The organism is Sphingomonas sp. DBB INV C78 (genome assembly GCF_042693015.1).
In the GTDB taxonomy this organism is placed as follows: Bacteria; Pseudomonadota; Alphaproteobacteria; order Sphingomonadales; family Sphingomonadaceae; genus Sphingomonas_E.
On the sequence record NZ_CP170544.1, the window covers coordinates 984,246 to 1,003,604 of the forward strand.

Genomic DNA, 19,359 nt, shown 5'->3' on the forward strand with positions numbered 1-19,359 from the left:
GTCTCGATCCCCTCCGTCCGTAATGTGACAGTCGTAAGAAAAAGAACTGTCCAAAGGGCAGTCGTTCCAACCGATCTGGCGAGTCTGCCGGATCGAATTGACCGGGTGGCTCGGTCGCTGGGGAGGTGGAGAGATGTCTCGCATTTCGCGATTGTCGACGCGTATGTTGGCTTCAAGCTGGCTGGCAGGTCTTGCCGCCATCGGCCCGCTTCACGCGCAGGAAACGCCTCCGCCGGAGCCCGCCGCCCCACCGCAGACCGCGAGTGCCGAGCAAAGCCAAGGCGGCCTGGAGGACATCATCGTCACCGCGCAGAAGAAGTCCGAAAATCTCCAGACCGTCCCGATCGCCGTCAGCGCCGTGACCGGCCAGGCCATCGCCGACGCGCATATCGCGACGTTGCAAGGCTTGCAGGGCGTCACGCCCAACATCCAGATCAACAATTTTTCCAATACGCCGAACACGGCCGTTTTCACGATCCGTGGCATCGGCATCATCGAGCCGGACCCTTATGCCGGCAACACCGTGTCGATCGTCTATGATGGCGTGCCGCAATATTTCTCGATGGGTGCGCTGCTCGACGTTTACGACATTGATCGCGTCGAAATTCTCCGCGGCCCGCAGGGCACCTTGTTTGGCGCGAACACGACCGGTGGCGTCGTCAACGTCGTCACCGTCCAGCCCGATCTGACCAAGTTTGCGGGCAAGTTCGACGCCAGCTACGGCAATTGGAACCATCTCACGATCGGTGGCGCGGTCAACACGCCGTTCAGCGATACACTCGCCGGCCGCTTCGTCTTCAACCATGATCAGCGCGATGGCTGGGTGACGAATGTCGTCGACGGCTCCGACATGGGCAAGCGCGATGTGACGCAGTTCCGCGCCGCGCTCAAATTCGCGCCGACCGATGATCTCGATGCGACGCTGATGACCGAATATGTCATGGCTCGCAACGGATCGCCGATCGTGGTGGCGGGCGATATTCCGGGTGAGGCGGAGTTTGTGCCCGCGGGCTTCCGCAACATGTATGAATCGCCCTGCTTGCCTCCGGGCACGCGCTGCGACGCGCCGGACAAATATCTGTCCGCCAACGACAGCGTTCCCGACAAGAGCGACATGGATACCTTCCGCGCCGGCCTCACGATCAACTGGGCGAACACCGGCATCGGCGACATCACGTCGATCACCGCCTACAAGGATTTCAAGCTGTTCGAATTTACCGATCAGGACGGCACGCCCGTCTTCCTGATCGATACGCGCCGCGGGACGAAGGGCTGGCAGTTCAGCCAGGAATTGCGGACGTCGATCGACTTCTCCGATTCCATCAACGTCATCGTCGGCGGCTTCTACCTCAAGGATCATTACAAGCATTATCAGGATCTTCGGATCGATTTCGCGGGCGGCGTCACCTATGATCTGGCCACCGATACAGTGACCAAGGGCCTGCCGGGCTTGTTCCAGAAGAATCTGCAGGATCAGGATAACTGGTCGGGGTCGCTGTTCGTCCAGAGCTATATCGACCTGACTGACAGCCTCCGTCTTCAGGCCGGCATCCGCTACACCCATGAAAAGACGACGATGGAGGCGTCGACGTTGACCACGCTGGCGCCGGGTGGCGTCACCACCTTCGATGGCACTGCGCCCGATGGCACGCCCAACATCCTGATCGGCAATGTCGCGCCGCCGCGCGATTCCAAGAGCTGGGACAATGTCGGCTGGAAGATCGGCCTCGATTATGAGGTGGCGCCCGGCGCAATGATCTATGGCTATTGGGCGCGCGGCTTCAAGTCGGGCGGCTTCACCGGCCGCATCGGCATCCCTCAGGATCTTGGCCCCTATGATCCGGAAGAGGTCGACACGTTCGAAGTCGGCGCAAAGGCGGACTTCCTCGATCGCCGGCTACGCACCAATCTCGCGGTCTTCTACACCAATTATCGCGACATGCAGTTGGCCCAGATCTATTTCGTCGGATCGGGCGCCAGCCTGGTGCAGGGCAACACCATCCTCAATGCCGCAAGCTCCCGCATCAAGGGCTTCGAACTGGATGTGACGGCGCTGCCGGTCGATGGGCTGACGCTTACCGGATCGGTCGCCTATCTCGATGCGAAATATAAGAATTTCCCTTATTCGCAGCCCGACGGTTCGACCCTCGATCTTGATGGCGAGCGGCTTCAGAACGCGCCGAAATGGGCGGCCGCCGCGGGCGCGACCTATGAGTTCGATGTCGGCCAGGGATCGGTTCGCGCGAACGTCCTCTACAGCTACACGTCCGAAAAGCTGCTGACGTCGATCGTCGATACGCCACGCGCACGGGTGCAGCCGACCCATCTCGTCAACGCCAACCTCGATTGGATGCCGACCGGCGAGACCTTCACGGTCGGTCTCTGGGCTCGCAACCTGCTCGACAACCGCTACATCGCCAGCGTGTTCGACTCTCCGGGGACGCTCGGCCTCACCAACTATGCGCCCCCGCGCGAATATGGCGCGTCGGTGAAGGTCGAATTCTGACGCAGGCCTTTCAGCCGAGCGCGGCGATCTCCGCCGCCAGCAGCGCGCACAGCCGCGCGCGGGGCCAGTCGACCGGGTCATAGGTCGACTGGCTCGAAAGCCCGGTGACGGTCGCGAGCAGCCGCCGCGCCTGCATGTCGCGCTCCTCGGGCGAACGGGCAGGGACGTTGGAGGCGGTTTCCAGCAGTTCGTAGATCAGTTGCCGCGCCTCGCGCCCGCGCTGCAACTGCTCGGCCATGAAATGCGCGTCTTCCAGCGCCATGCCCCAGAAGGCAAACCAGACCTTCCAATTGTCGCGCCGGCTGCGATCGAGCGGCAGGATCGCCTCCAGGCATTTCTGGATATCGTTGCCGCGGTCGCGCCGCTTGCGGACGCGGACCACCGTTTCCAGCATCGCATTGCGATAGACGAACAGCAGCAATTCGCGCTTGTTCTGGAAATAATGCGAGACGACCGCGGTGCTGAACCCGGCCTCGCGGGCGATATCCCGCACCGTCACGCCGTCGAGGCCCGCGGCCGCGATCAGCCGCGCGGCGATCCGCGCGACATCGCGACGACGGGCTTCATGGTCGACGATCCTTGGCATCGCCGATCAGTTAGCGCGTTGATCTCGCTTCGTCATCCTGTTGCGAGGCCGAGATACATGTCGATCGTCTGGTGGATGTGGCGGATGCGCGATTCCTGATAATTGGCGAAGGTGGCGCTGCGCTTCTTGGCGGCGCCCATGCCTTCCTGCATCCAGCCCATATTGCCGGTATCCTGATCGTAGATCTGACCCAGCGACGCATCGACGCCGGGCACGCTGCCATAGCTGTCCTCGACGCCGATCCGCACCGGCTCATAGGGATCGGGCCTGCCGCCCGGCGGGATCGGTGCGAGCAGCATCAGATCGAACAGCGCGCGGGTATGATCCATCCCCAACGGCCGGAAACGGTAGATGATCGGGAAGGACGGGGCCAAGAAGAAGTGCCCGTTCGGAAAGGCGAAATAGCCGACCGTATCAATGATCTCGGCGGTGCTGCGATCGTCGAGATCCTTGCCGCCCGCCTTGATCGCTGCCTTGAAATAATCGGCCATCACGCTGCGGGCCGATCCGCCCTCGGGCACCGTCAGCGGCTCGCTGAGCGAGCTGCGATCGCCCAGCACCATCGTCTCCAATATCTCCTCCTCGGATACGCTGCCGCCGCTATAGGGGCTGGCGACGCCCGCCAGGCTCACCAGCCGGTTAATGTGCGGGCTGAACGTGTCATATTGCGTGTTGGTGTCGCCCGTGCCGTTCTGAAGCTGCGGGTGGGTGACATGGGTGTGATAGGATTCGAGGAACGCCTCTGACGCCACCTTCCAGTTGCACGGCAGCTCCTTCTGGATGTGGAGCGAGACATAACGGTCGGCGAGCTCGGCATGGGCGGCATGATCGGGCAGGGGTGCAAGATACTCCTCCAGCGACGGCGCATCATCGTCCATGCAGACGAACACGAAGCCGCCCCAGGTGCCGACTCGGGCTTCCGGCAGTCGCGCCTTGTCGTGATCGACATGAGGGAAATCCCAGGAACAGGGCAGTTCGATCAGCTTGCCGTCGAGATCCCAGGTCCAGCCGTGGAAGGGGCAGGCGAGCTTGGGGCTCCACCCTTGGGTGAAGGAGGGTTTCAGCTTGGTGCCACGGTGCAGGCAAGCATTGTAATAGGCTTTGATCTCCCCGCTTTCGGTGCGGGTGATGACCAGAGACCATGGGCCGATATCATAGACGTAGAAGTCGCCCGCTTCGGGGATATGCTCCTCTCGGCACGCCCATTGCCACACCCGCGGCCACATCAGGTCCATCTCGGCCTTGAAGAAGGCGGGATCGGTATAGCGCTCGAACGGAATGTCGGCGTCGCCGAGAAAGCGGTAGGAATCGATGCGATAGGATGGCGGCTGCCGATCGGCGTCAGGATCGGCGCGCAGTACCTCCTGAACGGTGGGCGCGCCGGGGCAGCGGGCGTCGCCGGGCCTGAGGTCGGGGGTATGCAGGCGTTCGGGTGCATTCATCGCGTCTCTCCGTCGGGCTATCTCTTTTTATGACAAATGTCATGTAACTCGACGGCTGAAAAGCTGGTGATTTGTGGAGTTGTTCGTCGATCCGGTTGGGACGATTAAGCTTGTCGGAGCGCCGCGATAGCCGGCGAGACGGAGAGAGCCATGCTGCAGACCACGCCGCCGGAAGCCGCCTCATATCCCACCGTGCCCGAATGCGGCGTGATCGAGCTACGCGGCGATCCGATCACCGCGGAACGCTATTTCTCGCCTGAATGGGCCGATGCCGAATGGCAGAAAATGTGGACGCGCGTCTGGCACATCGGCGGCCGGATGGTCCAGCTTGAGGAGCCGGGTGATTTCATCGTCCACAATTTCCTGAAGGAATCGGTGGTCATGGTCCGCCAGCAGGACGGATCGGTCCGCGCCTTCTACAATAGCTGCCAGCACCGCGGGAACCGGCTGGTCTGGGGCGAGGCGGGCGGCGTCGCTCGCGGCCTCGCCTGCTCCTATCATGGCTGGCTCTGGGGGCTGGATGGCGTGCTGCTCGACGCGCAGGACCCGGACGATTTTCCGCAAGGCTCACCCTGCGGCAAGCTGAAGCTGAAGGAAGTGCCCTGCGCCGTCTGGGGCGGCTTCGTCTGGTATTCGATGGACCCGGAAGCCAAGCCGCTGCTGGACTATCTCCATCCCATCCCGGATCTGCTGGCGGGCCGCGGCCTCGACGATCTCGTCCGCGTCGTCTGGCGGACGGTGAAGGTCAACACCAACTGGAAATTCTCGCCCGACAATTTCAACGAGAGCTATCACCTGCCGACGGTCCATCCGCAGATGCGGCAGATGATCGACGAGGATTACAAGAACACCGTCTTCGACATGTTTCCCAACGGCCACAACCGCATGATCGAGCGCGGTCAGCCTTCTATGCGCGCCGACTTTCCCAACATGGTGGAGCCGGTGTGGGAGATGATGCTGGAGGAATGGGGGCTCGATCCCGCCGCTTATGAAGGCCGCGCCCGCGATGGCCGGCTGGCGCTGCAGGCGGCCAAGCGGCAAGGCGCGGCGGATCGCGGCATGGCCTATCTCGATCGTCTCGCGGACGATGAACTGACGGACTATTTCCACCACACCATCTTCCCGAACGTGACGATCACCGGCACCCCCGACGGTGTCCATTTCTTCCGAACCGAGCCGCTGGCGAGCGACCCCGAATGGTGCACCTTCGACTACTGGTATTTCGTGCCGCGGATCGCCGGCCGCGACGAGGTGGCGACCGTCTATGGAATGCGGCCTTATGAGGAGGCGGAGCATGAAGTTTCCACCTATGGCGAAAGCTCCGGTGGCCACCATCTCGGCGACTTCATCGACCAGGATCTCTCCGTCGCGGTGGCGCAGCAACAGGGCTTCCACTCGCGCGGCTATTCCGATCCCTATCTCAGCGGCCAGGAAGGCCGCGTCCGCCGCTTCCACGAGGTGCTGAACGATTATGTGGAGGGAAGGCGGTAAGCCGGCGAAAGGCAAAGGCATCAAACCTGTGCGATCGGCTCCTTGGGCATAGCAGGCCGCGGGGTCAGGTCACATTGCCAGAGACCGACATCGTGCCAGCGGTCGAGCTTGTAGCCCACACCGTGATACGTGCCGATCCGGCGGAAGCCGAGCGCCTCGTGTAGCGCCGCGCTCCCCGGGTTGGGGAGGGTGACGGCGCCGATGGCCGTCACATAGCCCTGTGTCCGGATAGCATCGAGCAAAGGTAGATAGAGCGCGCGGCCGATGCCCTGCCTTTCTGCGCCCCGTGCGAGATAGACGGTGGTTTCCGCCGCCCAGCGATAGGCGGCGCGGGTGCGGAACAGATCGGCATAGGCATAGCCAAGGATCGCGCCGTCTCGTTCCGCCACGAGCCAGGGGAAGCGCGTCGTCACGGCCGCGATTCGTTGGCGAAACTCCGTGGCGTCCGGTGCCTCCTCCTCGAAGGTGATGGCGGTATCGGTGACGTAGTAAGCGTAGATCGCCGCAATCGCCTCCGCGTCGTCGGGCGTGACGGCGCGAAGGCGAAGATCGCCCATCAGAAGCCGAGGCGGGCCAGCAACAGTTCGACGAAGCCCGATCGCGTGCGCGGGGAGGGGGCGTCGCCCAGCGGGCATTCGAGGCAGCGGACCTGGATCACCGGGCCTTCGGCCATCGCCTTGAGATCGTGGAACGCGCGTAGCATCTGCCGTTCCGGCGCGCGGGCGACGCGGGTGTAGACGTCGCGCGGCTCGGCGGCTTCTTCGCCCTGGACCATGCCGGCGAGCAGCCAGCTCAGGAAGCTGGCGTTGCGTTCGATGAACAGCGGGCGGGCATCCTCCGGCGCGACCTTCGCGCGACGGGCGGCTTCGGCGATGGCGTCTTCCAGGCCGCCGGTCTTGTCGACGAGGCGCAGGCCGAGCGCGGTGCTGCCGGCCCAGACGCGGCCCTGGCCGATCTCGTTCACCCGCGCGACGGGCAGCTTGCGGGACTGCGCGACCAGGCCGGTGAATCGGCGGTAGATATTGTCGATGCCAGCCTGCATCAGCCGATCGAATTCGGGCGAGGTGCCGCGCATCAGATCGGGCTCGCCGGAGAGCGGCGTCGTCTTCACGCCATCGGACGTCAGCCCGACCTTCGCGAGCGTGCCCGAGAAATTGGGCAGCAGCCCGAACACGCCGATCGATCCGGTGACAGTGGCGGGCTCGGCGAAGATGACGTCGGCGGGGGTAGAGACCCAATAGCCGCCCGATGCGGCATAGGTGCCCATCGAGACGACGACCGGCAGCTTCTTCCGCTTCGCCTCCATGATCGCTTCGCGGATCCGCTCCGACGCGGTAACCGAGCCGCCGGGCGAGTCGACGCGGACGACGAGCGCCTTGATGCGATCCTTGGCAAGTTCGTCCAGCAGCAGCTTGGCGATGGTGTCGCCGCCAGCGCGGCCGGGCGCGGCCTCGCCATCGACGATCTCGCCCGCGATCGTCAGTACGCCGATCTGGCCGGACGATGCCTCGGGATTGGCAGCGAGCCAGCTATCGAGCGGGATCGCCTTATAGTCGCCGGCTTCCCGATCATCGGCATCGCCCGCAAGCTGCGCCACGCGCTTGCCGAACGCGACGCTGTCGCCGACCTTGTCGACCAGCCCCGCTTTGAGCGCGGCCGTGGCGATATCGCCGCCAGCACTTGCGATCGCCTGTTCAGGTGCGGCGATATAGGCGGCCAGGCGCGCACGGGGGCGGGCGCGGATGACATCGGCCTGCCAGGTCGCCCACAGCGCATCGACAAGCGCCTGATTGGCGGCGCGCGCCTCCGGCGACTGATCGGTGCGGGTATAGGGTTCGACCGCCGACTTGAACTCACCGACCCGATAGACCTTGGTCTCGACGCCGATCTTGTCCAGCAGCCCCTTGTAATAGAGGTTTGACCCGCCTGGGCCGGTGAGGAGCACCGCGCCAAACGGATCGACCCACACCTCGCTGGCATGGGCGGCGAGCTGGTAGCTGTCATCGCTATAGCCGGTGGCATAGGCCAGCACCGGCTTGTTGGCGGCGCGCACCTTGTCGAGCGCCTTGGCGGCGGCGGCCAGCGTCGCCTGTCCGCCGCCGGAGAAATTGTTGAGATCGAGGACGACGGCCTTCACCGACGAATCCTTCGCGGCGGCATGGAGTGCGCGGATCACATCGCGGAGGCGGTATTCCCGTGATTCCGGCCCGCCGCCGGTGAGCGCATCGAGCGTGCCGGGCTGGGCGGGTTGTTCCACCAGTCGCCCGTCGAGATCGATCACCAGTGCGCCGCTGCCCGCCGTTACCGGCTTGGGCGTGACAGACATGAGTGCATATAGGCCGCCGAAGAAAAGCAGCATGAAGATCAGGACGAGCGCGTCCTTGACTCCAACAAGAATCTTCCAGAAGCCGCGCAGCAACCGCATCATCGTCCCCAAGCTGAAACATGCAGGGGCTATCCTGTTCGTTGCCCGCTTGAAAGGGGCGATTGCCGCAAGCCGGACACAGGTGGCGGAATGGCGGTGGAAAAAATCTCCCCGGTCGTGCTTGACGGTGGAAATGGCTGCCCCATATGGCGGCTGGCACTCACCACGCGTGAGTGCTAACAGATCATTCGTTCCCACCGCGCACCGCGGATTCGACCGACCTCAGGGAGGCGGGTTCCGTGGGCGCCAGACCTGAAAGGGTGACGCGCAATGAGTTTCCGTCCGCTGCACGATCGCGTGCTGGTTCGTCGTGTCGAGGCCGAAGAAAAGACGGCCGGCGGCATCATCATCCCCGACACCGCCAAGGAAAAGCCGCAGGAAGGCGAAGTCGTCGCCGCCGGCGCCGGCGCGAAGTCGGAAGATGGCAAGGTGACCCCGCTGGACGTCAAGGCCGGCGATCGCATCCTGTTCGGCAAGTGGTCCGGCACCGAGGTCAAGATCAACGGTGAAGACCTGCTGATCATGAAGGAATCGGACATCCTCGGCATCGTTGGCTGAAGATAGTTCGACTGACCTTTTCCAGATTCAATTAGATTAGAGGAACACAGATCATGGCAGCGAAAGACGTCAAGTTTTCGCGTGACGCCCGCGAGCGCATCCTGCGCGGTGTCGACATCCTCGCCGACGCGGTGAAGGTGACCCTGGGCCCGAAGGGCCGCAACGTCGTCATCGACAAGTCGTTCGGCGCTCCGCGGATCACCAAGGACGGCGTGACCGTCGCCAAGGAGATCGAACTCAAGGACAAGTTCGAGAACATGGGCGCCCAGATGGTGCGCGAAGTGGCCTCGAAGACCAACGACGTCGCTGGCGACGGCACCACCACTGCGACCGTTCTCGCCCAGGCGATCGTTCGTGAGGGCATGAAGTCGGTCGCGGCCGGCATGAACCCGATGGACCTCAAGCGCGGCATCGACATCGCCGTGACCAAGGTGGTCGAGAACCTGAAGTCGCGTTCGAAGCCGGTTGCCGGCACGAGCGAGATCGCCCAGGTCGGCATCATCTCCGCCAACGGTGACCGTGAAGTCGGCGAGAAGATCGCCGAAGCCATGGAAAAGGTCGGCAAGGAAGGCGTGATCACCGTCGAGGAAGCGAAGGGTCTCGATTTCGAGCTCGACGTCGTCGAAGGCATGCAGTTCGACCGCGGCTATCTGTCGCCCTACTTCATCACCAACCCGGAAAAGATGCAGGTCGAATTGAACGACCCGTACATCCTGATCCACGAGAAGAAGCTGTCGAACCTGCAGGCGATGCTTCCGATCTTGGAAGCGGTTGTGCAGTCGGGCCGCCCGCTCCTGATCATCGCCGAGGACATCGAGGGTGAAGCTCTCGCCACGCTCGTCGTCAACAAGCTGCGCGGCGGCCTGAAGGTCGCGGCCGTCAAGGCGCCGGGCTTCGGCGATCGCCGCAAGGCGATGCTCGAGGACATCGCGATCCTGACCAAGGGCGAGCTGATCTCGGAAGATCTCGGCATCAAGCTCGAGACCGTTACCGTCGGCATGCTGGGCACTGCCAAGCGCGTCACGATCGACAAGGACAACACCACCATCGTCGATGGCGCCGGTGATGCCGATGCGATCAAGGGCCGCGTCGAAGCGATCCGCAAGCAGATCGAGAACACCACGTCCGACTATGATCGCGAAAAACTCCAGGAGCGTCTGGCCAAGCTTGCTGGCGGCGTTGCCGTCATCAAGGTCGGCGGTGCGACCGAGGTTGAGGTCAAGGAGCGCAAGGATCGCGTGGACGATGCCCTGCATGCCACCCGCGCGGCTGTCGAAGAAGGCATCGTTCCCGGCGGCGGCACGGCTCTCCTCTACGCCACCAAGGCGCTCGAGGGCGTGACTGGTGCGAACGAGGACCAGACCCGTGGCATCGACATCGTCCGCAAGGCGATCACTGCCCCGGTCCGCCAGATCGCCCAGAATGCGGGCCATGATGGCGCGGTCGTTTCGGGCAACCTGCTGCGCGAGAATGACGAGACCAAGGGCTTCAACGCGTCGACCGACGTGTATGAGAACCTGGTTGCGGCCGGCGTGATCGATCCGACCAAGGTCGTCCGCACCGCGCTTCAGGATGCGGCCTCGGTGGCCGGTCTCCTGATCACCACCGAAGCGGCGATCTCGGACGTGCCCGAAGACAAGCCGGCCATGGGCGGCATGCCCGGTGGCATGGGCGGTATGGGTGGCATGGGCGGCATGGACTTCTAAGTCCGGGCTTCCATCACCAAGACAAGAAGGGCCGGGGAGTGATTCCCGGCCCTTTTTGCGTGCGGCGAGGATCAGGATCTAGCGGCCGTCTTCGCCATTGTTGTTGATGGCGCCCATGCTCTCGCGGTCGTGAATGCTGTTCGGCGAGAGGGTGAGGCCGTCCGACGATACGTCTTCGATTTCAGGCGGAGTAGCCTGCGTCAGATTGTCCACGGCCGGTGTGGGCGAAGTGGATGAGCTGCACGCGGCAAGCGCCAGCGCCGCTGCGATCAAGGTTGATGGTCGAACCAATCCCGACATGCGCCTGCTCCGAAGCCTGGAACTGCGCGGAATCTAGCTCCGGCTGATGCCCAAAGAAAAGGGGCCGCATCCCCGAAGGAATACGGCCCCTGATCTCGATGTGCCATCGCGCGCCGCGGACGGCGCGCGAAAAACGCCATTACTGAGCGTTGGTGGCGTTCTCGACAGCGTTGGTGGCGTTCTCAACGGTGGCGTTGATGTCGGCCACGGCGTTGTCCGCAGTCGCATTCACGTCAGCAACGGCTTCTTCGACGGTCGCATTGGCGTCGACAGCGTTGGTGACTTCCGTGTCGTTCGCAACAGCGGCCTCTTCCTTCGAGCAGGCGGCGAGACCGAGCGAAGCAACGGCGGCGAGCGAGAGAACAACGATCTTCTTCATGGGCTAAACCCTCCAGGTGGCAATAGCTGATGGATGCGTGGATGCCGCTTAATCAACGATCAGGCGTGTTTCCCCCGAAACCAGCGACGCATCCTTTATCGAGTTCCAATGGGGCACGCAATCTCTCTTATTCCGGTAGACTCATCATTTCGGCGCAGTTTCCGGCTGGGCCGTTTCGGCGCCGTCCGGCTGCGGCTCGGGTTGAGTTTCCGGCTGGGGCGTGGGCGTTTCCGGAGAAGCTGCCTCCGGCGGTTGCACGGCATCGTCCGGCGTCTCGACCGGAACCTCGGCTTCCAGATCCTTGATCGCGGCATCGACATCGGCGTCGCTGCCGCCTTCCATCGATTCTTCCTGATCCGCGATTTCCGCGGCGCGCCGCTGGAAAAAGGCCGATCGGGCGGCCGCATAGGGATCAAGACTGGTCTTGAGCAAGGTATCCGCGCCGGAATCGGTCAGATAGGCGCGCTGGCTGGCGAGGTTTACGGCGCGCGGGATCTGCCGTTCCCAAAAGGTGAGGTCAGTGCAGCGGCGCAGGCACATATCAACCGGATCGGCGAGAAAGTTGACGCCGACGCCGACGCCGTCGCGCACGGTGGAGGGGCCGACCAGCGGCAGGACGAGATAGGCGCTGTCCTTCACGCCCCAGACGGCAAGTGTCTGGCCGAAATCCTCACGCGTCGGCCTGAGGCCGAGATCGCTGGCGTGATCGGCGAGGCCGCCGACGCCGATCGTGGTGTTGATCACGAAACGGCCAAGGCTGTTCATCGCGCGATCGGGCTTGCCCTGCAGCAGATTGTTGATGAACGACCATGGCTCGGTAAGATTGTCGAACAGATTGAGGATGCCGCGCCGCGCCGCGCGCGGAGTGACGGTGCGGTAGACGACCGACGCCGGCTTCAGCGCGACGGTATCGATCGCATCGTTGAAGCCCCAGGCGGCGCGGTTGAAACCTTCCAGCGGATCGCGTTGAGCCTCTGGATCAGCGCTTTGCGTGGTGGCGCAGCCGGCGAGCAGCGCAGCAGCGGCGACAGTAACGAAAACACGCATGGAAACGGCCTCTTGCAACGATTCTCCGCCCTTGAGGAGCGCCTGCCATAGGGGCGGCGGGGGAACAAGTTGCTTGACGGATATAAAGATATCTTTATATCCTTATTCCTTATGAGACGGATGCTCGATACCTTCCGCGCCTTGGCGGATCCGACGCGGTTGCGGATCATTGCCTTGCTGCGCGCAATGGAGCTTTCGGTCGGCGAATTGGCACAGGTGCTCGGCCAGAGCCAGCCCCGCGTTTCGCGCCATGTGAAGATCCTTGCCGATGCCGGTTTGGCCGATCGCCGCAAGGAGGGAAGCTGGGTTTTCCTGACCCTGGGCGATGAGAGGCGCGTTGCGCCGCTGCTGGCTGCGGTCGACGCATGGGCCGCCGACGAGCCGGGGGATCATTGGGCGGTGGCCGATATCGCCCGGCTGGCAGCGGTGCGTGCCGACCGCGCCGCGGCGGCCGAAGAATATTTCGCCGCCCATGCCGTGGAATGGGATGCCATCCGTTCGCTGCACGTGGCCGAGAGTGCGGTCGAGATCGCTATTCAGCGCGTGCTGGGCACGGCGCCAATCGGTCGCCTGGTGGATATCGGCACAGGCACCGGGCGTATGATCGAGTTGGTGGGCACGAGTGCAACCAGCGCGCTCGGTGTCGATCGCAGCCCGGAAATGTTGCGCATGGCCCGCGCGAAACTGGCCGAAGCGGGGCTCGACCGGGCGGAGTTGCGTCAGGGCGATATGTATGCGCTGCCGCTCCCCAGCGGATCGGCGGATACCGTGATCATCCATCAGGTGCTGCATTATGCGCACCAGCCGGCGGCGGCGATTGCCGAGGCTGGGCGACTGCTGGGCAATGGCGGCCGGTTGCTGATCGTCGATTTCGATCGCCACGAGAGGGAAGATCTTCGCACGCGCGACGCGCATGTCCGCCTGGGCTTCGACGATGAGCAGATGGCGGGATGGTTCGCGGCAGCGGGCCTCGACATGGAGGCCGTCGAGCCGCTCGACGGTGGCGAACTGACCGTGAAATTATGGCTGGGGCGCCGCGCCTCCGCCGAGGACCATGAGGATATTGCGGCATGAGCGTTTCACTCGCCCAGATGGAGGAGGCCCGTCGCGCGCTCGATGCGCCGCTGTTCGCCGACCTTGCCGGCGACTGCCAGGTGAGCTTCGAATTCTTCCCGCCCAAGACGGAGAAGATGGAAGAGACGCTGTGGAGCGCGATCGAAACGCTGGCGCCGCTTGGGCCGCGTTTCGTTTCCGTCACCTATGGCGCCGGCGGATCGACGCGCGAGCGCACGCACGCGACCGTCGCCCGCATCACCCGCGAGACCAGCATTCCGGCTGCTGCGCACCTCACCTGCGTCGATGCGAGCCGTGAGGAGATATTGGACGTCGCCCGCGAATATTGGGCGGCGGGCGTGCGGCACATCGTGGCACTTCGGGGTGATCCGCCGCGGATGGGCGAGAGTTTCGTGGCGCACCCGCAGGGCTTCGAGAATGCGGCCGCGCTGGTGGCGGGGCTGAAATCGGTCGCGCCGTTCGAGATTTCGGTCGCCGCTTACCCCGAATGCCACCCGGATTCGACCGACGTGACGGCGGACCTCGACAACCTCAAGCGCAAGATCGACGCCGGTGCGAACCGGGCGATCAGCCAGTTCTTCTTCTCGCCCGAGGCCTTTTTCCGTTTCCGCGACGCCGCAGAGGCGGCAGGCATCGATGCGGAGATCGTGCCGGGCATCCTGCCGGTTTCCAACGTCGCCCAGACGCGCAAGTTCGCGGCCATGTGCGGCGCCGCCATCCCGCCATGGATGGACCGGTTGTTCGAGGGGCTGGACGATCATCCGGCCGCCCGCCAGCTCATCGCCGCGACGATCGCGGCCGAGATGTGCCGCAAGCTTTATGCCGGTGGCGTGCGCCACTTCCATTTCTACACGCTGAATCGCGCCGAGCTGAGCTACGCGATCTGCCATCTGCTGGGCCTCAGGCCCGCCAGCAAATCCCAGGAGAAGGCCGCATGACCGCCGCCGACCGTTTCCGCGCAGAAGCCGCCAAGCGCATTCTGCTGACCGATGGCGCCTTCGGTACGATGATCCAGGGCTATCGTCTGACCGAGGAGGATTATCGCGGCGGGCTCGAGCTGGGCTTCGACCAGAAGGGCAATAACGACCTGCTGGCGCTCACGCGGCCGCATGTCATTGCCGAGATCACCGAGGCTTATCTGGACGCGGGGTCGGACATGGTTTCGACCAACACCTTCAACGCCAACACGATCAGCCAGGCGGATTATGGCGCCGAACATCTGGTGCGCGACATGAACGTCGCGGCCGCCCAGATCGCGCGCGACGCCGCTCGCGCTGCCGAAGCCAAGGACGGGCGTCCGCGCTTCGTGGCGGGCGCGATCGGCCCGACCAACAAGACCCTGTCGCTGTCCCCGGACGTGAACGATCCGGGCTATCGTGCGATCGAGTTCGACGAACTGAAGCACGTCTATCGCGACCAGATCGATGCGCTGCTGGATGGCGGGGTCGATTTCATCCTGATCGAGACGATCTTCGACACGCTGAACGCCAAGGCCGGCATCATGGCCGCGATCGAGGCAGGCGATGCGCGCGGGGTGGAAGTGCCGCTGATGATCAGCTTCACCGTGACGGATATGTCCGGCCGCAACCTTTCCGGCCATTCGATCGAGGCGTTCTGGGCGGCGGTGCGCCATGCCAGGCCGCTGACGATCGGGCTCAACTGCTCCTTCGGTGCGCCGCAGCTTCGTCCGCATGTCGCGGCGCTCTCCAGCCTCGCCGATACGCTGGTGATGGTCTATCCGAACGCAGGCCTGCCCAACGATCTCGGCCAATATGATGAGGAGCCGGACACGACCGGCGGCTTCATTCGCGAATGGGCGGATACCGGTCTGATCAACGTGGTCGGCGGCTGCTGCGGCACGACGCCGGGCCATATCGCGGCGATGCGGCACGCGGTGCATGGCGCGACGCCGCGCGCTCTGGCCAATCCGCCGGTGCGGACGATGCTGGCCGGGCTGGAACCGATGGTGCTGGCGGCGTAGTCCCAGAATCAACGTCATGCTGAACTTGTTTCAGCATCCACTCATCCACCGGCACGACCTCTCCCGCTGCACGGTGGACCCTGAAACAGGTTCAGGGTGACGAGAAAGAAAGAAGATAGTGGCAACCGCAGCGATCACCCCCGACGAGACACCCGCGCCCGCCAGCGCCACCTTCGTCAATATCGGCGAGCGCACCAACGTCACGGGTTCAGCGGCGTTCAAGAAGCTGATCATGGCGGGCGACTATACTAAGGCGGTCGAGGTTGCGCGCCAGCAGGTCGAGAACGGCGCGCAGATCATCGACGTCAACATGGACGAAGGGTTGCTCGACGCGGAGGTGGCGATGACCACCTTCCTGAAGCTGATTGCTGCCGAGCCCGATATCGCCCGCGTGCCGATCATGGTCGACAGCTCCAAGTGGAGCGTGATCGAGGCGGGGCTGAAATGCGTTTCCGGCAAGCCGATCGTCAATTCGATCAGCATGAAGGAGGGCGAGGAAGAGTTTCTGAAGCACGCCCGCAAGGTGATGGCCTATGGCGCTGCGGTCGTCGTCATGGCGTTCGACGAGGTGGGCCAGGCCGACACGCAGGCGCGCAAGATCGAAATCTGCGAGCGCGCCTACAAGTTGTTGGTCGGCATCGGCTTTCCGCCCGAAGATATCATCTTCGATCCCAATATCTTCGCGGTGGCGACGGGGATCGAGGAGCATAACAATTACGGCGTCGACTTCATCGAGGCGACGCGCGAGATCCGCAAACGCTGCCCGCATGTCCATATTTCCGGCGGGCTTTCCAACCTGAGCTTTTCGTTCCGCGGCAATGAGCCGGTGCGGCGCGCCATGCATTCCATATTCCTGTTTCACGCCATTCCCGCGGGCATGGACATGGGCATCGTCAATGCCGGCCAGCTCGACGTCTATGACACGATCGACCCGGAACTGCGCGAAGCGTGCGAGGATGTGATCCTCAACCGCCATCCCGACGCGACCGAAAAGCTGATCACGATCGCCGAGAAATATAAGGGCAAGGACGCGGCGGCCGAAAAGGCGGCCGAGGAATGGCGTGGCTGGGACGTCGTCAAACGGCTCGAACATGCGCTGGTCAAGGGCATCGACGCCTATGTGGTCGACGATACTGAGGAAGCGCGCCAGATGTTCGCGCGGCCGATCGAGGTGATCGAAGGGCCGTTGATGGACGGCATGAACGTCGTCGGCGATCTGTTCGGTTCGGGCAAGATGTTCCTGCCTCAGGTGGTGAAATCGGCCCGCGTGATGAAGAAGGCGGTGGCGCATCTGCTGCCCTTCATCGAGGCGCAGAAAGAGGCCGGGGCGCGTGCCAAGGGCCGGATCGTCATGGCGACGGTGAAGGGCGACGTCCACGATATCGGCAAGAACATTGTCGGCGTCGTGCTCCAGTGCAACGGCTATGAGGTGATCGATCTCGGGGTGATGGTGCCCTGGATGGAAATCCTGAAGGCCGCCAACGAGAATGACGCCGACATTATCGGCCTGTCGGGCCTGATCACGCCCTCGCTTGACGAGATGGTGACGGTGGCGGCCGAGATGCAGCGTGCCGGCATGGAAATGCCGCTGCTGATCGGCGGGGCGACGACCTCAAAAGTTCACACCGCGCTTCGCATCGCGCCGGCCTATGAGGGGCCGGTGGTGCATGTGCTGGACGCGAGCCGTGCCGTTGGCGTGGCTTCCACCTTGATGTCGGACACCCAGCGCGACGCTTTCGTGGAGAAGACGGCGGCGGACTATGATGCGGTTCGGAAGGCGCGCGAAGGCAAGGGCCAGAGCGAATTGGTGACGCTGGAGGTGGCGCGCGCCAATGCTTTCCCGACCGACTATGCCCAGAAAGCGCCGGCACCGAAGAAGCCCGGCGTCCATGTGTTCCCCGATTGGTCGCTTGAGGATCTGCGCGACTATATCGACTGGACGCCTTTCTTCCGCGCCTGGGAACTGGCGGGCAATTATCCGGCGATCCTGGATGACAAGGTGGTGGGCGAAAGCGCTCGCAGCCTGTTCGCCGACGCGAATGCCATGCTCGACACGATCATTGCCGAGAAATGGCTGACCGCGAAGGGTGTCGCCGCGCTGTGGCCGTGCCGGCGCGAGGGCGATGACGTGGTGATCGAGGTCGACGGAGCGGAGGTGCGAATGCCCTTCCTTCGTCAGCAGATCGCCAAGCGCGAAGGCCGCGCCAATATGTGCCTGGCCGATTTCATCGATCCTGCCGGCGACTGGATCGGCGGCTTCGCGGTGACGGCGGGGCACGGGATCGAGGAACATCTCGCCCGCTTCAAGGCGGATCATGACGATTATCGCGACATCCTGCTGAAGGCGCTGGCCGATCGCCTGGCGGAAGCCTTTGCCGAGCGCCTGCATCAGCATGTGCGGACCGAGCTGTGGGGCTATGCCGAGGGCGAGCAACTGACCAACGAAGCGCTGATCCGCGAGCAATATCGCGGTATCCGCCCGGCGCCCGGCTATCCGGCCTGCCCGGACCATAGCGAAAAGCCGATGCTGTTCGATCTGCTAAAGGCGACCGACAATACCGGCATCACGCTGACCGAAAGCTTCGCGATGCTGCCGACCGCGGCGGTCTCCGGCTTCTATTTCGGCCATCCCGACAGCCAGTATTTCGGCGTGGCGCGCGTGGGCCGCGACCAGCTTGAGGAATATGCCGTGCGGCGCGGAGTGGATCTGGAAACGGCGGAACGCTGGCTGCGGCCGAATCTGGATTGAGGCGTCCACTTCCATTCCCGTTTGTGTCGAGCGTAGTCGAGACACGTTGAGACCACGCTTGGGGCCGTGTCTCGACTTCGCTCGACACAAACTGCGGATGGAGAGTTAGGAAGCCGGCGCTGCCACCTCGATCACGCCCTGAGCCACTCGAGCCATTACCGGCGTCTTCGCCAATACCTCGCCGTCGATCGAAATGGCCAAAGGCGGATCGGTGACGACGCGGAGCGCCTTGCCGTGGAATTCGCGGGTTGTGTGGCGGCGGGCGGGGAGGCGGAGTATGCTGGTGAGCCAGCTCCAGCCGAGATAGGGGATCGCGCGGCCGACGACGGCCTGGACGACGATCTCGCCGCTATCCACCGCGGCGTCGTCCACCAGTTCGGTGCCGCCATGATAGGGCCCATTGGCGATCCGGACTTCGAGCGCGTCGATCGTCTCCGCCGTATCGCCTTCGCCCACCGTTAGCTTGAAGGGCTTGAAGCGGAACATCATCAGCATCGCCCAGCTGAGATAGCCGACGCGGCCAGCCCACGCCTTGAAGCCGTGCGGCACGGTCTCCGCGATCAGCGGCGAAATGCCGATCGCCGCGCAATTGGCGAAATAATCGCCATCGATCATGCCGAGATCGATGCGGCGGCGCTGACCCGTCGCGATCACCTCGATCGCGCCTTCCAGATCGAGGGGCACGCCCATCGTGCGCGCAAAGCTGTTGGCGGTGCCGAGCGGCAGCAGCGCGAAGACGCAATCATTGCCGACGAAATAGTCGACCGATGAGGAGAGCGATCCATCGCCGCCGCCGACGATCACCATCGGCGCGCCCGATTCGACGGCCTGCTTGATGGTGGGGGCGAGCAGCTTCGGCTTGCGGATCGCGTGGGCGGCGATGATCTCCACCCCGGCCGCGCGCAACCCCTGTACCGCGCGGCGGAACAGCTTGCGGCCCTTACGGGACTTCGCGTTGACGACGAGGACGGCGGAGCGCGGCAGGGCCCGGCTGGCGGATATGGGTTCGGTCACGGCTTCGGTCACCGGGCCAGAACGCACGAGAAGCGCCATAAGTGCAAGCTTACCCATGCACTTTCCTTGTCGAGGGCCGGAGCGGCCCATAGGCTCGCCGG

General features: G+C 63.9%; 16 protein-coding genes. 8 read left to right on the forward strand and 8 right to left on the reverse strand.

All coding sequences use genetic code 11. From position 1 onward, the window contains the following. The first annotated feature begins 133 nt into the window (after positions 1-133). Complete coding sequence (locus ACFB49_RS04790) at positions 134-2,506, forward strand: TonB-dependent receptor (RefSeq protein ID WP_380876643.1); 2,373 nt, start codon at positions 134-136, stop codon at positions 2,504-2,506. A 10-nt stretch (positions 2,507-2,516) separates the two neighbouring features. On the opposite strand, the gene ACFB49_RS04795 is transcribed toward ACFB49_RS04790, so the two are convergent. After that, positions 2,517-3,092: a TetR/AcrR family transcriptional regulator gene (locus tag ACFB49_RS04795; RefSeq protein WP_380876646.1), complete on the reverse strand. Its 576-nt coding sequence runs from the start codon at positions 3,090-3,092 to the stop codon at positions 2,517-2,519. 32 nt (positions 3,093-3,124) lie between these two features. Then, entirely contained in the window at positions 3,125-4,534 is a 1,410-nt protein-coding gene (locus tag ACFB49_RS04800; RefSeq protein ID WP_380876649.1) for an SRPBCC family protein, read from the reverse strand. A 150-nt stretch (positions 4,535-4,684) separates the two neighbouring features. On the opposite strand from ACFB49_RS04800, the gene ACFB49_RS04805 reads away from it, so the two are divergent. Next, positions 4,685-6,025, forward strand: coding sequence for an SRPBCC family protein (locus ACFB49_RS04805; RefSeq protein WP_380876652.1), 1,341 nt, complete (start codon positions 4,685-4,687; stop codon positions 6,023-6,025). Positions 6,026-6,045: 20 nt separating this feature from the next. On the opposite strand, the gene ACFB49_RS04810 is transcribed toward ACFB49_RS04805, so the two are convergent. Next, the gene (locus ACFB49_RS04810; protein ID WP_380876655.1) at positions 6,046-6,582 is read right to left on the reverse strand and encodes an arsinothricin resistance N-acetyltransferase ArsN1 family B; all 537 of its coding nucleotides are present in this window, start codon (positions 6,580-6,582) and stop codon (positions 6,046-6,048) included. Next, positions 6,582-8,450, reverse strand: coding sequence for a signal peptide peptidase SppA (gene sppA, locus ACFB49_RS04815; RefSeq protein ID WP_380876657.1), 1,869 nt, complete (start codon positions 8,448-8,450; stop codon positions 6,582-6,584). Before sppA ends, ACFB49_RS04810 begins: the two co-directional genes overlap by 1 nt. Before the next feature lie 270 nt (positions 8,451-8,720). On the opposite strand from sppA, the gene groES reads away from it, so the two are divergent. Together groES and groL are read left to right on the forward strand one after the other, a co-directional pair. Then, positions 8,721-9,008, forward strand: a complete 288-nt coding sequence (gene groES / locus ACFB49_RS04820) for a co-chaperone GroES (protein ID WP_380876659.1) — start codon at positions 8,721-8,723, stop codon at positions 9,006-9,008. Between the two features lie 53 nt (positions 9,009-9,061). Next, on the forward strand, positions 9,062-10,714 hold the full coding sequence (gene groL, locus ACFB49_RS04825) for a chaperonin GroEL (RefSeq protein WP_380876661.1): 1,653 nt from the start codon (positions 9,062-9,064) through the stop codon (positions 10,712-10,714). A 78-nt stretch (positions 10,715-10,792) separates the two neighbouring features. Here groL and ACFB49_RS04830 read toward each other — a convergent pair whose 3' ends face one another. The 3 genes from ACFB49_RS04830 to ACFB49_RS04840 form a co-directional block, all read right to left on the reverse strand. Continuing rightward, the gene (locus ACFB49_RS04830) at positions 10,793-11,014 is read right to left on the reverse strand and encodes a hypothetical protein (protein WP_380876664.1); all 222 of its coding nucleotides are present in this window, start codon (positions 11,012-11,014) and stop codon (positions 10,793-10,795) included. Positions 11,015-11,153: 139 nt separating this feature from the next. Continuing rightward, a complete protein-coding gene (locus tag ACFB49_RS04835; RefSeq protein WP_380876666.1) occupies positions 11,154-11,393 on the reverse strand; it encodes a hypothetical protein in 240 nt (79 codons plus the stop codon). A gap of 144 nt (positions 11,394-11,537) precedes the next feature. Next, a complete protein-coding gene (locus ACFB49_RS04840; protein WP_380876667.1) occupies positions 11,538-12,440 on the reverse strand; it encodes an MlaA family lipoprotein in 903 nt (300 codons plus the stop codon). A gap of 111 nt (positions 12,441-12,551) precedes the next feature. Between ACFB49_RS04840 and ACFB49_RS04845 the strand changes: the two genes are divergently transcribed. The 4 genes from ACFB49_RS04845 to metH all read left to right on the forward strand — a co-directional run bounded on the left by ACFB49_RS04845 (position 12,552) and on the right by metH (position 18,244). Continuing rightward, positions 12,552-13,514: an ArsR/SmtB family transcription factor gene (locus ACFB49_RS04845; protein WP_380876670.1), complete on the forward strand. Its 963-nt coding sequence runs from the start codon at positions 12,552-12,554 to the stop codon at positions 13,512-13,514. Further along, positions 13,511-14,452 carry a methylenetetrahydrofolate reductase gene (metF, locus tag ACFB49_RS04850; RefSeq protein WP_380876673.1) on the forward strand — a complete coding sequence of 314 codons (942 nt, stop codon included), beginning with the start codon at positions 13,511-13,513 and terminating at the stop codon, positions 14,450-14,452. Before ACFB49_RS04845 ends, metF begins: the two co-directional genes overlap by 4 nt. After that, positions 14,449-15,495: a homocysteine S-methyltransferase family protein gene (locus ACFB49_RS04855; RefSeq protein ID WP_380876675.1), complete on the forward strand. Its 1,047-nt coding sequence runs from the start codon at positions 14,449-14,451 to the stop codon at positions 15,493-15,495. The genes metF and ACFB49_RS04855 overlap by 4 nt, the downstream gene beginning before the upstream one ends. Positions 15,496-15,613: 118 nt before the next feature. Further along, positions 15,614-18,244 (forward strand): methionine synthase, encoded by a 2,631-nt coding sequence (gene metH, locus ACFB49_RS04860; RefSeq protein WP_380876677.1) that lies wholly within the window; start codon positions 15,614-15,616, stop codon positions 18,242-18,244. A gap of 105 nt (positions 18,245-18,349) precedes the next feature. Here metH and ACFB49_RS04865 read toward each other — a convergent pair whose 3' ends face one another. Then, a complete protein-coding gene (locus ACFB49_RS04865) occupies positions 18,350-19,297 on the reverse strand; it encodes a diacylglycerol kinase family protein (RefSeq protein ID WP_380879834.1) in 948 nt (315 codons plus the stop codon). Between the last annotated feature and the right edge of the window lie 62 nt (positions 19,298-19,359).

Excerpts from the sequence above, each read along its gene's own strand:
- ACFB49_RS04790 (WP_380876643.1), top strand. The coding sequence starts at position 134 with ATGTCTCGCATTTCGCGATTGTCGACGCGTATGTTGGCTTCAAGCTGG.
- ACFB49_RS04795 (WP_380876646.1), bottom strand. The coding sequence starts at position 3,092 with ATGCCAAGGATCGTCGACCATGAAGCCCGTCGTCGCGATGTCGCGCGG.
- ACFB49_RS04800 (WP_380876649.1), bottom strand. The coding sequence starts at position 4,534 with ATGAATGCACCCGAACGCCTGCATACCCCCGACCTCAGGCCCGGCGAC.
- ACFB49_RS04805 (WP_380876652.1), top strand. The coding sequence starts at position 4,685 with ATGCTGCAGACCACGCCGCCGGAAGCCGCCTCATATCCCACCGTGCCC.
- ACFB49_RS04810 (WP_380876655.1), bottom strand. The coding sequence starts at position 6,582 with ATGGGCGATCTTCGCCTTCGCGCCGTCACGCCCGACGACGCGGAGGCG.
- sppA (WP_380876657.1), bottom strand. The coding sequence starts at position 8,450 with ATGCGGTTGCTGCGCGGCTTCTGGAAGATTCTTGTTGGAGTCAAGGAC.
- groES (WP_380876659.1), top strand. The coding sequence starts at position 8,721 with ATGAGTTTCCGTCCGCTGCACGATCGCGTGCTGGTTCGTCGTGTCGAG.
- groL (WP_380876661.1), top strand. The coding sequence starts at position 9,062 with ATGGCAGCGAAAGACGTCAAGTTTTCGCGTGACGCCCGCGAGCGCATC.
- ACFB49_RS04830 (WP_380876664.1), bottom strand. The coding sequence starts at position 11,014 with ATGTCGGGATTGGTTCGACCATCAACCTTGATCGCAGCGGCGCTGGCG.
- ACFB49_RS04835 (WP_380876666.1), bottom strand. The coding sequence starts at position 11,393 with ATGAAGAAGATCGTTGTTCTCTCGCTCGCCGCCGTTGCTTCGCTCGGT.
- ACFB49_RS04840 (WP_380876667.1), bottom strand. The coding sequence starts at position 12,440 with ATGCGTGTTTTCGTTACTGTCGCCGCTGCTGCGCTGCTCGCCGGCTGC.
- ACFB49_RS04845 (WP_380876670.1), top strand. The coding sequence starts at position 12,552 with ATGAGACGGATGCTCGATACCTTCCGCGCCTTGGCGGATCCGACGCGG.
- metF (WP_380876673.1), top strand. The coding sequence starts at position 13,511 with ATGAGCGTTTCACTCGCCCAGATGGAGGAGGCCCGTCGCGCGCTCGAT.
- ACFB49_RS04855 (WP_380876675.1), top strand. The coding sequence starts at position 14,449 with ATGACCGCCGCCGACCGTTTCCGCGCAGAAGCCGCCAAGCGCATTCTG.
- ACFB49_RS04865 (WP_380879834.1), bottom strand. The coding sequence starts at position 19,297 with ATGGCGCTTCTCGTGCGTTCTGGCCCGGTGACCGAAGCCGTGACCGAA.